Origin of the sequence: Cytobacillus sp. T106 (assembly GCF_040492155.1) — a bacterium.
GTDB lineage: Bacteria > Bacillota > Bacilli > Bacillales > Cytobacillaceae > Bacillus_AB > Bacillus_AB infantis.
Map to the genome: position 1 here is coordinate 687,370 of NZ_JBEUMK010000002.1, position 13,576 is coordinate 700,945.

The window sequence follows — 13,576 nt, forward strand, 5'->3', positions numbered from 1 at the left end:
TGTTTAAACAGAAGTACAATTGTTTTCAAGAAGGGTCTGCAGCGAGAAGCTGGAGCAGAATCAAAAAAGCCCCGGGCAGGAACGCCGGAGGCTTCAATCAGACCACAGGAATCAGCAGTTTCACGATGGTTCCTTCATTTTCTTTGCTTGTTATATATATATTCCCGCCGTGGCTCTTAATGATCCGGTTGCAGATCATGAGCCCAAGGCCTGTCCCCTTTTCCTTCGTGCTGTAGAACGGTTCACCGAGCTTCGGCAGCCTTTCCTCGGGAATGCCGATCCCTTCATCCTTCACGCTGATCATCGCAAAGCTGTTATCCTGCCTGACCTCAATGCTGATTTTTCCGCCATGGGGCATGGCTTCAATTGAATTCTTGATCACATTGATAAGCACCTGCTTGATTTTATCGATTTCACAGCGGACGCTGATTTCAGATAGAGAGTATTTTACATCTATCATGATGTTATAGATAAGCGCCTGTGTGTTTAAAAGGGTGACGACACTCTTGACTATATTCACCAGATTGGTTTCCTGAGCCTCTGTCACAACAGGCTTGGCGAGGACAAGGAGGTCATTGACGATTTCTTCAATCCGTTCGAGTTCGGAAAGGATTACATCTGCATATTTTTCTGTTTTACGCTCTGTAAGAAGCTGGGTAAAGCCTTTGATGGCGGTAAGGGGATTTCTGATTTCATGGGCGATTCCTGCTGCAAGCTGCCCGACGACAGAGAGCTTTTCTGCATTATGAAGCTTTTCTTCGGTCTTTTTCTGGCCGGTGACGTCTTTGATGATGATCTGGAAAAGCTTCCGGTTCTTAAAAACGGTGGGGATCAGCTGGATAGCGGCCTTCCGGGTGTTCCCGTCACTCCTGATGATATTCAATTCAAAAGAGACAGTCTGGTTCGCCTGGTAAAAATCCTTCAGATAGCCATGATCAGAAGGTGAAACATAGTCATACAAAGAAGCGCCTATAATTTCCTTGCTTGAAGTAAAGCCGAACACCTTCTTGCCTTCATCATTCATGTAGGTCCATATGCCTTTCTCGGTTGTCATGCCAATGGTATCCCTGCTGTATTCGACAAGGAAACGGTACTTTTCCTGGGTTTCCATGTTTTCTTCTTCCATATTGACGCGCTCGGTCATATCTCTTGATATGCACATGGCTTCCTGGCCGTCGCCGAGTGTGCTGATGCTGGTCTCCAGCCAGATATAGTCGCCTTCCTTGCGGCGGAACCGGAATGAAATGCGTGAGCTGCTGCCCGGGGATAGCCCGCGGAATTCTTTTTTGAGGATTTCTTTATCTTGGGGGTGGCAGTAGGCCAGAATGCAGTCCTTGTACAGTTCCTCTTGTGAATAGCCCAAAAGGGTGCTGCAGGATGGGGAAACATATAAAAAGATGCCTTCTTTTGTATGCCTTGAAATCAGGTCTGCCGAATGCTTCAGAGCCAGTTCGAGATTCTTTGCTTCAACTTTGTCCACAAATAATTCAGATTGATAGTCTCTGTTTGTTGCAATCAAAACCATTCTCCCTCCCGGAATGCAGTTCAATTTGCTCTTTTCCACTATTATACAATAGACAAGCGGGCATAAATATAGGAGTAAACTCCCTCTTCTTGTGTGAAGTCTGGGGAGAATGTTGATAAGGGGAGGAAAAAATGTGGAAAACCTCCTTTATCCACAGCAGATGGAGTTTTATTTTTTCAAAACTCCCCAAAATTAAGTAAGGGTTTTCAAAAATTGTGGATAAGAATTTTTATCCGAAAAATTTTAAAAAGGGTTTGACAGAACTTTGAAACGCGTGTAAAGTAAAAAACAATTAATCAAGCAAATAAACTTAATACGATAGCTTCTTATCCAGAGAGGTAGAGGGACTGGCCCTATGACACCTCGGCAGCGGACTGATGAACCGTGCCAATTCCAGCAGGCAGATTGCCTGAAAGATAAGAAGAGGACGAACGCCTATTATTCTGCCCTCTTCTTTTTGAAGAGGGCTTTCTTGTTTTCCGGAATAAAAGTGCGTGATGCTGCATAGCTATTGTGTTAAAACCAATTAATTTTATAGGAAAACCATAATTTCTTATCCAGAGAGGCAGAGGGACTGGCCCAATGAAGCCTCGGCAGCGGACTCTTATGAGTACTGTGCCAATTCCAGCAGGTGTGAGCCTGGGAGATAAGAAGAGCGGATGCTGATGATACATGCCCTCTTCTGTTCTCAGAAGAGGGTTTTTTATTTGATATGGAGGGTGAAGCAAAATGATAGAATTTCAGGATCTCAGAAAGGTGTATGAAAGCGGCGGGCAGCAGGTTGCCGCGCTCAACGGGATTGATCTAGCAATAGAAAGAGGAGAAATTTTTGGTGTCATCGGCTTCAGCGGAGCGGGAAAAAGCTCGCTGATCCGCTGTGTGAATCTGCTCGAAAGGCCGACCTCGGGCAAGGTGATCGTCGATGGCCATGATCTAACCTCGCTTTCGCCCAAAGAGGTGAGGGAAGTTAAACGGAATATCGGCATGGTGTTCCAGCATTTCAATCTGCTCAACTCAAAAACGGTGTTCGCCAATGTAGCCATGCCGCTCACACTGGCAAAGCTGCCGAAAGAGCAGATCCGCAAACGGGTCGCTGAACTGCTTGAGTTTGTCGGCCTTGCCGATAAAGCGGATAAATATCCGGATCAGCTTTCAGGCGGCCAGAAGCAAAGGGTCGGGATTGCCAGGGCGCTTGCGACACAGCCATCGATTCTTCTGTGCGATGAAGCGACATCGGCCCTTGATCCACAGACGACGAGCAGCATCCTTCAGCTTTTGAAAAAAATTAATGCAGAATACAACATCACCATCCTGATCATTACCCATGAAATGACGGTCATCAGGGAAATCTGCGACAGGGTGGCAGTGATCGAGGCAGGAAAAATCATTGAAGAAGGGTCAGTGTTCAATGTATTCTCGGCGCCGAAAACACAGACGGCCCAGAACTTTGTCAGCTCTGTCATGAATGATTCAATCCCTGATTCTGTAAAGCAGCTTGTAGAGAAAAACGATGGAAAGGAAAGGATCTTCCGGATCAATTTCGTCGGCGAGTCAGCCGGACAGCCGCTGCTTTCCAGACTTGCCAAGAAGTTCGATATTGATATCAACGTGCTGTTCGGGAATATAACCGAGCTTCAGGGAATCCCTTTTGGAAACCTTGTTGTCGAGTTCCAGGGAACCGACCAGGAAGTGCAGCGCGCGCTTATGTATATTCATCAGGAAAAAGTCTCAATCAAGGAAGTGAAAGCACATGCTAGTTGATCACACGCAAATCATAGAAGCACTCATCGAAACCATTCAAATGGTGGCTTTCTCGCTTCTTTTCTCAACCATCCTCGGATTGCCGCTGGGCATCCTGCTGGTTATTACGAGAAAAGGCCATCTGCTGGAGAATCTGCCCGTTTTTAACGTGCTGAATGGGATCATTAACATATTCCGCTCTGTTCCATTCATCATCCTGATGGTCGCAATCATCCCGGTGACGCGCCTTTTAGTAGGCACCTCAATCGGAACGGCGGCTGCTGTCGTACCGCTAGTATTCTATGCCGGCCCATATATTGCAAGATTAATCGAGAACTCACTCCTCGAGGTTGATCCTGGTGTCCTCGAGGCAGCGGAAGCGATGGGAGCGACTCCGGCACAGATCATCTTTAAGTTTCTCGTACCGGAAGCACTCAGCTCACTTGTCCTGGCACTGACCATTGCAACCGTCGGACTTGTCGGAGCATCCGCCATGGCAGGGGCTGTCGGCGGCGGAGGGCTTGGCGATTTGGCCATTACCTATGGCTATCAGCGCTTTGATACAACGGTCATGCTCATAACAGTCGCTATCCTGGTCATTATGGTCCAGGGGCTGCAAAGCTTCGGCAATATTTTATCCAAAAAAATCAGAAGACGATAACAGGAGGAATCATCCATGAAAAAACTACTATTAACGGCAATCATCCTCGCACTGGCGGTTTTCAGTGCAGCCTGCTCATCATCAACAAGCGGCAAGGAAAAAGAAAAAGAAGTGAAAATCGGGGTCAGCGGGTCAGACAACCGCATTTGGGACTTTGTAGCCAAGAAGGCTGAAAAAGAAGGAATCAAAGTGGAAATCGTCCGCTTCTCTGATTATGTCCAGCCAAACATCGCTCTAGCAGAGGGAGAGCTTGATGCCAATGCCTTCCAGACCATTTCTTATTTCAACGCTTTTAAAAAGGAGCATGATCTGGATCTTTCACCAATCGCGACAACCGTTATTGCACCAATGGGGATCTACTCTGAAAAATATAAAGATGTAAAAGATATCCCGGAAGGCGGAAAGATTGCCGTGCCGAACGAAGCAACCAATATGGGAAGATCATTCCTGCTTCTGCAGGAAGCCGGCCTGATCACGCTGCCTGAAGACTTTGACGGAAATGGCAGCATCGACAAAATCGTCGACAACCCGAAAAACCTGGAAATCGTCCCTGTAGTAGCGGGCCAGACACCACGCGTCCTGCCGGATGTAGCTGCCTCCATCATCAATAATGGAATCGCTGTTGATGCTGGCTTCAACCCTGTAGAAGACTCTATCTTCCATGAAAGTGCAACAGCAACTCCATATATCAACATCATTGCCGCCAGAACAGAAGACAAAGACAATAAGACACTGAAGCGCCTCGGCGAACTGTATCAGGAAGATGATGTAGCTGAATTCATTGAAAAAGAATACAAAGGCAGCACAATCCCGACATTCGTTCCGCTTAGTGAAATCGGAGAATAATAACCGGTGCCTGGCACCGCTATAACCCAAGGAGGAGATCATTATGTCAGCACCTGCTAAATCTGTAACCGAGCTGAAGGAAAGAATCAATCAAAGTGTGGAAGCTGGAAGGGAGCTTTACCTTTCAACAAGCCACCAGATTCATGACAAACCGGAAATCGGCAACCAGGAATTTTTCGCATCCGGGCTGCTCTCAGGAATTCTTGAAGAAGAGGGCTTTGAGGTTGAGCGTGCTGTTGCCGGCCATGAAACAGCCTTTGCTGCAAGGAAAAAATCCTCCAAACCGGGACCGTCAATCGCTTTCCTTGCCGAATATGACGCACTGCCGGGAATCGGCCATGCTTGCGGCCATAATATCATCGGCACAACAAGCACAGCGGCGGCGATTGCTTTAAGCAAGGTGATTGAAGAAACAGGCGGAGAGGTCGTCGTATTCGGAACACCCGCCGAAGAAGGCGGACCTAACGGCAGTGCAAAGGGCAGCTTCGTGAAGCACGGCCTGACAGAGGGAATTGATGCGGCGCTTATGATCCATCCTTCAAGCAAGACGGCATTGACAAGCTCCTCCCTGGCGGTGGATCCGCTGGACTTTGAGTATATCGGCAAGCCTGCCCATGCTGCGGCTTCACCGCACGAAGGAATTAATGCACTTGATGCGGTCATCCAGCTCTTCAACGGCATCAATGCCCTGCGCCAGCAGCTGAAAGATGATGTGCGAATCCATGGCATCATCACCCATGGAGGAGACGCACCAAATATCATTCCGGAATATGCGAAAGCGCGTTTCTTCATCCGGGCAGCGACAAGAACCTATCTAAATGAAGTTACAGCAAAAGTGAAAAAGGTGGCAGAAGCTGCCGCCCTTGGAACAGGCGCTGAACTGAATGTAATTGCATTCCAGAATGAAGTCGATAATCTTCTATTAAATAGAGCGTATGATGAAGCGTTCCGTGAAGTCATCGAGGAACTGGGGGAAGAGGTCGATCTGTCAGGAAGGGAAGGAATCGGTTCAACAGATGCAGGCAACATCAGCCAGCAGGTACCGACGATCCACCCTTATATCAAGATCGGCAGCGATGATCTTGTTGCCCATACTGCACCTTTCCGTGAAGCTGCACGGTCGGAAAAAGGCGATGAAGCCCTGCTCACAGGTGCAAAGGCGCTGGCACAAACCGCATTCCGGCTTATCACGGAGCCTGAACTGCTTGCTTCCATTAAAGAAGAGTTCGCTAGGAACAAAGAAGCGCAAAAATAAAGGATGGAGCTGCCTATATGGCGGCTCCATTTTTCCATTATACTATTGCTTTTTGTTGAGGCTTTCCTGGGCCAGCCGGATTAATTCCTTCACCATGCTGCCGCCGATCGGGCCGCCGACTTTGCCGGCCTCGCGCGATGTCAGCCTGCTGTTATATCCATGCTGAAGCGGAACATCCTTTTCCCTGGCCACCTCATATTTTACTTCCTCCGGCGCATCCGGTCCGACCTTATAGCCCTGGTTAGCCATAACACGTGCCTTCAATGTGTCGAGGGCTTCACGGGATTCTGGAACTAGGGGGCGCCTCCTTCTTCTGGACATTATGCAAACCTCCTTTCCGTTCATTATGGATAGTATTTTGCAAACAGCCTTTTTCTAAGCGAAGCCCGTCCATATAATCAGCTGCAAACAGAAATCGATGAATGGACAACAATGCCCTAAGCAAAAAAATACAGCGGCATATTTTTGAAATTGCTTGTATCATATAGTTTGAACCGCTATTCTAATGTTATACTTGTCCGCAATTCATAGTGAATCTATCATAAAGAAGGTGTGAAAAAGTGGCGCTAAAGTATCTTTCAGCCCTGCTGCTGCCCGGACTGCTTGTCATGTTCTTTACGAGGGTGACGTATAATCATGTAATCGGGCTCATTCTGACAGTCGCCCTGATTGCCGCCTCCGTCTACAAGGGCTATACAGACAGCTGGGGGCTTATTGTTGTTGATGCCTTTTCTTTGACTGCCGGTTTCTGGTATGCGCAGATTATGAAACAAAGAGCAAAGAAGCGAGCTTGATTTTATAATGATTCTCAAAAACCTGCCTGGTTTTAATCGGGCAGGTTATTTTATTTGGCAAGCAAGACTTTCAGCTGTCATCTCCATCCATATTTCCTGCCGACATATTTCGCGGGAAATATTCCAGCTTTAAAGGGCCGGTCCACCATTTAATCAAACGTTTGATTAACCTTTATTCGGCAGGAATCGAGCCGTTCCTGGCAGGAGCCTTTTTACTCATCACATGCTATTTCATGAAAAACGAATATCCGTTCGCATATTCCTGGTTTCTTTCATGTGCTTTGTGGTAGAATGAGGATATGAGTTTTTCAGCTTCGTACAAGGCTTCAGACCTTTTTCTTCTATAATATAACTTCAGCAGGAATCATCACGTGCATTCAGGACCGCTTAACCATTAAAAGAACAGGGGCAACAGAAGCAAGGTTCTTGCTTACTGGTATGCCTGCCTGCAAATATAGATAAAATGTTAAAATCAACTTCTTGAACAGGAGGCTTTTTTTGTGAAGGACCAATTTGAATTAGTCTCAAAATATTCGCCGCAGGGCGATCAGCCAGAGGCCATCAGCAGGATTGTCGAGGGCATCCGCTCCGGCAAGCGGCACCAGACCCTGCTGGGTGCAACTGGTACTGGTAAGACGTTTACCATTTCCAATGTGATTAAAGAGGTTAACAAGCCTACATTGGTCATAGCCCATAACAAAACCCTGGCAGGCCAGCTTTACAGTGAGTTCAAGGACTTTTTCCCGAACAATGCTGTAGAGTATTTTGTCAGTTATTATGATTACTACCAGCCTGAGGCATACGTGCCCCAGACAGATACATTCATTGAAAAAGATGCAAGCATCAATGATGAGATTGACAAGCTGCGCCACTCAGCAACTTCTTCGCTTTTTGAACGGAAGGACGTTATCATCATCGCCAGTGTTTCCTGCATATACGGCCTCGGTTCACCTGAGGAATACAAGGAGCTTGTTCTCTCTTTGAGGACAGGGATGGAAATTGAGCGGAACCAGCTTCTGCGCCGCCTTGTTGATATCCAGTATGAGCGGAACGATATTGATTTCCGGAGGGGGACCTTCAGAGTCCGCGGCGATGTGGTGGAAATCTTCCCGGCTTCACGGGATGAGCATTGCATGCGGGTCGAATTCTTCGGTGATGAGATTGACCGGATCCGTGAGGTGGATGCACTGACCGGAGAAATCATGGGCGAGCGCGAACATGTTGCCATCTTCCCGGCCTCCCACTTCGTAACACGCGAGGAAAAGATGAAAATTGCGATCGGGAATATCGAAAAGGAATTGGAAGAGCGCCTGGAGGAAATGCGTGAAAACGGCAAGCTTCTTGAGGCTCAGCGCCTGGAACAGAGAACGCGCTATGACCTGGAGATGATGAGGGAAATGGGCTTCTGCTCAGGGATCGAGAACTATTCGCGCCATCTGACTCTCCGTCCGGCCGGATCAACGCCGTATACGCTGCTTGATTATTTCCCTGACGATTTCCTGATGGTCGTCGATGAATCACATGTAACGATCCCTCAGGTCAGGGGGATGTTCAACGGGGACCAGGCCAGGAAGTCAGTCCTTGTGGATCATGGATTCAGGCTGCCATCCGCGATGGATAACAGGCCGCTCACCTTCCCGGAATTCGAAAAGCATATCAATCAGATTGTATATGTTTCCGCAACCCCGGGTCCATATGAAATAGAGCATACGCCGGAAATGGTCCAGCAGATCATCCGGCCGACAGGGCTGCTTGATCCGACGATCGAGGTGCGCCCGATCGAAGGACAGATTGATGACCTGATTGGCGAAATCAATGATCGGGTAAAGAAGAATGAGAGGGTCCTCATTACGACCTTGACGAAAAAAATGTCAGAGGACTTGACCGACTATCTGAAGGAAATCGGCATAAAGGTGCAATATCTCCATTCAGAGGTCAAGACGCTGGAGCGGATTGAGATCATCCGTGAGCTCCGCCTAGGAAAATATGATGTACTGATCGGGATCAATCTCCTGAGGGAGGGGCTCGACATACCGGAGGTTTCCCTTGTCAGCATACTTGATGCAGATAAAGAGGGCTTCCTCCGTTCAGAGAGGTCCCTCATCCAGACAATCGGGCGCGCGGCCCGGAATGCTTCCGGCCATGTCATCATGTACGCAGACAAGATCACCAATTCAATGGAACTGGCGATCAGCGAGACGAAAAGGCGCCGGGAAATCCAGGAAGCTTATAATGAGGAGCACGGCATCACACCGCAGACAATCCAGAAGGAAATCCGCGATGTGATCCGTGCCACCCACGCTGCCGAGGAGCAGGCCGACTATGCTGCACCAGCCAAACCGGCAAAAATGACGAAGAAAGAACGCGACAAACTGATCGCAAATATGGAAAAGGAAATGAAGGAAGCTGCCAAGGCGCTCAATTTCGAGCGGGCGGCCGAGCTTCGTGATCTATTATTAGAGCTGAAAGCGGAAGGATGACGAACTGATGGCAATGGAAAAACTGATTGTAAAAGGCGCCAGGGCCCATAACCTGAAGGATATTGATGTCACCATCCCGAGGGATAAGCTTGTGGTGCTGACGGGGCTTTCCGGATCCGGGAAGTCATCCTTGGCCTTTGATACGATATATGCAGAGGGGCAGCGCCGCTATGTGGAATCTCTTTCCGCCTATGCGCGCCAGTTCCTCGGCCAGATGGATAAGCCTGATGTCGATGCCATAGAAGGGCTGTCGCCGGCAATCTCCATCGACCAGAAAACAACAAGCAGGAACCCAAGATCGACTGTCGGCACCGTGACGGAAATCTATGATTATCTGAGGCTGCTGTTCGCCAGGGTCGGCCGTCCGACATGCCCGATCCATAATGTGGAGATATCCTCCCAGACAATCGAGCAGATGGTCGACAGGATCATGGAATATCCGGAAAGAACGAAGATGCAGGTCCTCGCTCCGGTCGTTGAGGGCAGGAAGGGGACCCACGTCAAGGTTCTTGAGGATGTGAAAAAGCAAGGCTATGTCCGTGTCAGAGTCAACGGCGAAATGCATGACCTGGGCGAAGACATCACATTGGAAAAAAATAAGAAACACAGCATACAAGTGGTCATTGACCGCGTGGTCGTGAAAGAGGGCGTAGCAGCAAGGCTGGCTGACTCCCTTGAAACGGCGCTTAAGCTCGGTGAAGGCAAAGTCATCATTGATGTAATCGGAGAGGAAGAGCTCCTCTTCAGCGAAAACCATGCCTGCCCGCACTGCGGCTTCTCCATCGGCGAGCTTGAACCGAGGATGTTCTCCTTCAACAGCCCATTCGGCGCCTGCCCATCCTGCGATGGTCTTGGCAGCAAGCTTGAAGTGGATGTTGACCTTGTCATCCCAAACCGCGGACTATCTTTAAGACAGCATGCCATCGCACCATGGGAGCCGACAAGCTCCCAGTATTATCCGCAGCTGCTTGAGGCAGTCAGCAGCCATTTGGGGATTGACATGGATATGCCTGTACAGGATATACCGATGCATTTGCTTGATAAGCTTCTTTACGGAGCAAAAGGGGAAAAAATCTATTTCCGCTATGAAAACGACTTTGGCCAGGTAAGGGAAAACTTTATTGAGTTTGAGGGTGTGATCCGCAATGTGGAAAGGCGCTTCAAGGAAACAAGCTCTGACTATATCCGCGAACAGATGGAAAGGTATATGGCCCAGCACCCTTGCCCGGCCTGTAAAGGAAACCGCCTGAAACAGGAAAGTCTTGCTGTCCTGATTGCAGGGGAGCATATTGGAAAGATTACATCATTGTCCATTGAAGAGGCAGAAGACTTTTTTGAACATGTGATTCTCTCTGAGAAAGAAAGGCAGATTGCCAACCTGATTCTTAGGGAGATAAAAGAAAGGCTCGGATTCCTCATCAATGTGGGACTGGACTATCTGACACTAAGCCGGGCAGCAGGCACGCTTTCAGGAGGGGAAGCTCAGCGCATCCGTCTTGCCACTCAGATCGGCTCCCGCCTGACCGGTGTCCTGTATATCCTGGACGAGCCGTCAATCGGCCTTCATCAGCGCGACAATGACAGGCTGATCGATACGCTCAAGAATATGCGTGATATCGGGAATACGCTCATAGTTGTTGAACATGATGAGGATACGATGATTGCAGCCGACTACCTTATCGATGTCGGCCCGGGAGCCGGCGTCCACGGCGGCCAGATTGTTTCCCAGGGGACACCGGCAGAGGTAATGGATGATCCGAATTCCTTGACCGGCCAGTATTTGTCAGGGAAGAAGTTTATCCCGCTGCCGCTTGAGCGGAGAAAAAGCGACGGTCGCTTCATTGAAATCAAGGGTGCACAGGAAAACAATCTGAAAAACGTAAATGTCAAATTCCCGCTTGGCACGTTTACTGCCGTCACTGGTGTATCAGGATCAGGAAAAAGTACGCTGATCAATGAAATACTTCATAAAACCCTGGCGCAAAAGCTCCATAAAGCCAAAACAAAGCCAGGCGAGCATAAAGATGTCAAAGGAATTGAGCATCTTGATAAGGTAATTGACATCGACCAGTCGCCGATTGGACGTACACCGCGTTCTAATCCGGCCACCTATACCGGTGTCTTTGATGATATCCGCGATGTTTTCGCCTCTACGAATGAAGCAAAGGTACGCGGATATAAGAAGGGACGCTTCAGCTTTAACGTTAAAGGCGGAAGATGCGAGGCATGCCGGGGAGACGGAATCATTAAGATTGAGATGCATTTCCTTCCTGATGTGTATGTCCCATGCGAGGTCTGCCACGGGAAACGCTATAACCGAGAAACTCTTGAAGTTAAATATAAAGGGAAAAATATATCAGATATCCTTGATATGACAGTCGAGGATGCACTTGAATTCTTTGAAAATATTCCAAAAATCAGCCGAAAGCTCCAGACAATCTATGATGTTGGCCTGGGCTATATCACGCTCGGCCAGCCGGCTACCACATTGTCCGGAGGGGAGGCTCAGCGTGTGAAGCTGGCTTCAGAGCTGCACCGCAGGTCAACCGGCCGCTCTTTCTATATACTGGATGAACCGACGACCGGACTGCATGTCGATGATATCTCCAGGCTGCTCACTGTATTGCAGCGGCTTGTTGAAAACGGGGATACAGTCCTGGTCATCGAGCATAATCTCGATGTCATCAAGGCTGCCGACTATATTGTCGATCTTGGGCCAGAAGGCGGCGATAAAGGCGGAACCATCATTGCCCAGGGCACCCCGGAAAAAGTGGCTGAAGCAGAAGGCTCTTATACCGGAAAATATCTAAAGCCAATCCTGGACAGAGACCGTATTCGCATGCAGAAGCTGGTCAAAGAAAGAGAAACAAGCGTATCAAAAGCATAAACCCAAAAGCGAGTTCCGCAATTACTGCGGGCTCGCTTTTTTAGGATGATGGAATTACTGCTGAATATTGCCAGATTGCCTCCCGCTGAATCGGGTAAATGAACCTTAATTAGAAAAGGAAGGTTCATGATGAAAAAATATATTTGGATTATTATCGGCTTTATACTGTTAATTGGCTCTGCTGTCGCCATCCAGGCAAAAAATACTGTTTCGCATGATGGCGAGACAGAAATCGTGGCACTCGGGGATTCTCTCACCTATGGGTATGGCGATAAAAACGGAAAAGGGTATACCGGAAGGCTTGAGGGAAAATTGGACAAGATTTATGAGGAAAACGTTGAAGTTGAAAACTTTGGAATCTATGGACAGGATACACTGAACGTCAAAAAACAGCTGAATACCCCGGCTGTTTTAAAAGAGGTGCAGGAGGCAGACACAATCATCATTTTTATCGGCACAAATGACCTGCTTCATGCAAATGGCGGGGATCTGGCACCACTACACAAAGAAAGGCTTAAGAAGGCAGAAGAAATTTATAGGGGAAACCTGGAAGAAACAGTCCGGTGGACAGAGCGGAACAATCCTGAGAGTCCAATCCTTTTGCTTGGCCTCTATAATCCCTATCCAGGCAATGAAAAAATCGGCAGCATCATAGAGGGCTGGAACGAGAAAGTAAAAGCAGCAGCTGCGAGCCATCATCAGGTAAGATGGGTTCCTACTGACGATTTGTTTAAGGGCAAGGAGAAAAATCTCTTTTTCTATGATTCCCTGCATCCCAATGACCGCGGATATGACCTGATTGCAGACCGGGTTGCCAAGGAATATGCCAGGCTGCAGGAAGATTGACACCACTCTGTAAACGAAAAGAAAAAGGGCTGTAAACTGCAGCCTTTATAATAAAGAAAAAGAGTTTCAGGGGGGCAGCCCATGCATTCTTATATCGAAGATTCCCTTAATGAATGGAAAGAAGATATTTCCAAGGTGTTGGACCAGATCAATCAGGATTATGAAGAGGTCAAAAGGGAATTGCAGGTGTATACATACAAATACGGGATAACAAAGCAGGTTATACAATCAACGGTCAATGATGAGATCATTGAAACCATCCGCGAGCAGTACCACCGCCCATTTGAGGAAAAATATAATGAGCTGAAGGGCTCAATCCGGGATTTGGAAGAAAAGCGCAAGGTATTTCAGATGTTTGTCCATAAAATTGATGAAGTATGCAGGAAGGGAGCAGCGAAAACGGTTTAAGCTGACTTTCGAAGGGGCACTGGTAATCAGTGCTTTTTTATTTGTCAGCTGGGGCTGGGACTGTGTTGATTTAGGCTAGTTGCTAATAAAACGTGAAAGTTGCTAGTATATCGGGAAAGTTGCTAATAAACTGA

General features: G+C 48.1%; 11 protein-coding genes and 2 riboswitches. Of the genes, 9 read left to right on the top strand and 2 right to left on the bottom strand.

The genetic code is table 11. The features are described 5' to 3' along the window. Positions 1 to 97: 97 nt before the first annotated feature. Complete coding sequence (locus tag ABU165_RS07590) at positions 98 to 1,525, bottom strand: PAS domain-containing sensor histidine kinase (protein ID WP_022544390.1); 1,428 nt, start codon at positions 1,523 to 1,525, stop codon at positions 98 to 100. A 323-nt stretch (positions 1,526 to 1,848) separates the two neighbouring features. Continuing rightward, a riboswitch (SAM riboswitch) is annotated at positions 1,849 to 1,948 on the top strand. A 127-nt stretch (positions 1,949 to 2,075) separates the two neighbouring features. After that, positions 2,076 to 2,178: riboswitch (SAM riboswitch) on the top strand. Positions 2,179 to 2,254: 76 nt separating this feature from the next. Here ABU165_RS07590 and ABU165_RS07595 point away from each other — a divergent pair. From ABU165_RS07595 to ABU165_RS07610, 4 genes are read left to right on the top strand one after another with little or no spacing between them, the layout of a single operon-like run. Next, positions 2,255 to 3,286 (top strand): methionine ABC transporter ATP-binding protein, encoded by a 1,032-nt coding sequence (locus ABU165_RS07595; RefSeq protein ID WP_224949649.1) that lies wholly within the window; start codon positions 2,255 to 2,257, stop codon positions 3,284 to 3,286. Next, entirely contained in the window at positions 3,276 to 3,926 is a 651-nt protein-coding gene (locus tag ABU165_RS07600) for a methionine ABC transporter permease (RefSeq protein WP_009793027.1), read from the top strand. The genes ABU165_RS07595 and ABU165_RS07600 overlap by 11 nt, the downstream gene beginning before the upstream one ends. Before the next feature lie 15 nt (positions 3,927 to 3,941). After that, positions 3,942 to 4,772, top strand: a complete 831-nt coding sequence (locus tag ABU165_RS07605) for a MetQ/NlpA family ABC transporter substrate-binding protein (RefSeq protein ID WP_224949651.1) — start codon at positions 3,942 to 3,944, stop codon at positions 4,770 to 4,772. Between the two features lie 43 nt (positions 4,773 to 4,815). After that, positions 4,816 to 6,027, top strand: a complete 1,212-nt coding sequence (locus ABU165_RS07610) for a M20 family metallopeptidase (RefSeq protein ID WP_318059971.1) — start codon at positions 4,816 to 4,818, stop codon at positions 6,025 to 6,027. Positions 6,028 to 6,069: 42 nt separating this feature from the next. On the opposite strand, the gene ABU165_RS07615 is transcribed toward ABU165_RS07610, so the two are convergent. Beyond that, a complete protein-coding gene (locus tag ABU165_RS07615) occupies positions 6,070 to 6,348 on the bottom strand; it encodes an alpha/beta-type small acid-soluble spore protein (protein WP_318059972.1) in 279 nt (92 codons plus the stop codon). Between the two features lie 239 nt (positions 6,349 to 6,587). Here ABU165_RS07615 and ABU165_RS07620 point away from each other — a divergent pair, with 239 nt between their 5' ends. The 5 genes from ABU165_RS07620 (at position 6,588) to ABU165_RS07640 (ending at position 13,442) form a co-directional block, all read left to right on the top strand. Next, a complete protein-coding gene (locus ABU165_RS07620; RefSeq protein WP_009793031.1) occupies positions 6,588 to 6,821 on the top strand; it encodes a CsbA family protein in 234 nt (77 codons plus the stop codon). Between the two features lie 500 nt (positions 6,822 to 7,321). After that, entirely contained in the window at positions 7,322 to 9,301 is a 1,980-nt protein-coding gene (gene uvrB / locus ABU165_RS07625) for an excinuclease ABC subunit UvrB (protein WP_009793032.1), read from the top strand. 7 nt (positions 9,302 to 9,308) lie between these two features. After that, a complete protein-coding gene (gene uvrA / locus ABU165_RS07630) occupies positions 9,309 to 12,188 on the top strand; it encodes an excinuclease ABC subunit UvrA (RefSeq protein WP_318059973.1) in 2,880 nt (959 codons plus the stop codon). Between the two features lie 129 nt (positions 12,189 to 12,317). Next, a complete protein-coding gene (locus tag ABU165_RS07635) occupies positions 12,318 to 13,034 on the top strand; it encodes an SGNH/GDSL hydrolase family protein (RefSeq protein WP_353762646.1) in 717 nt (238 codons plus the stop codon). Positions 13,035 to 13,115: 81 nt separating this feature from the next. Next, entirely contained in the window at positions 13,116 to 13,442 is a 327-nt protein-coding gene (locus ABU165_RS07640; protein ID WP_009793035.1) for a hypothetical protein, read from the top strand. Positions 13,443 to 13,576: the final 134 nt, after the last annotated feature.

Bases quoted from the DNA above. Each gene is read 5' to 3' on its own strand.
- ABU165_RS07640 (WP_009793035.1), top strand. From the start codon at position 13,116: ATGCATTCTTATATCGAAGATTCCCTTAATGAATGGAAAGAAGATATT.
- ABU165_RS07600 (WP_009793027.1), top strand. From the start codon at position 3,276: ATGCTAGTTGATCACACGCAAATCATAGAAGCACTCATCGAAACCATT.
- ABU165_RS07590 (WP_022544390.1), bottom strand. From the start codon at position 1,525: ATGGTTTTGATTGCAACAAACAGAGACTATCAATCTGAATTATTTGTG.
- ABU165_RS07635 (WP_353762646.1), top strand. From the start codon at position 12,318: ATGAAAAAATATATTTGGATTATTATCGGCTTTATACTGTTAATTGGC.
- uvrA (WP_318059973.1), top strand. From the start codon at position 9,309: ATGGCAATGGAAAAACTGATTGTAAAAGGCGCCAGGGCCCATAACCTG.
- ABU165_RS07595 (WP_224949649.1), top strand. From the start codon at position 2,255: ATGATAGAATTTCAGGATCTCAGAAAGGTGTATGAAAGCGGCGGGCAG.
- ABU165_RS07615 (WP_318059972.1), bottom strand. From the start codon at position 6,348: ATGTCCAGAAGAAGGAGGCGCCCCCTAGTTCCAGAATCCCGTGAAGCC.
- ABU165_RS07610 (WP_318059971.1), top strand. From the start codon at position 4,816: ATGTCAGCACCTGCTAAATCTGTAACCGAGCTGAAGGAAAGAATCAAT.
- ABU165_RS07605 (WP_224949651.1), top strand. From the start codon at position 3,942: ATGAAAAAACTACTATTAACGGCAATCATCCTCGCACTGGCGGTTTTC.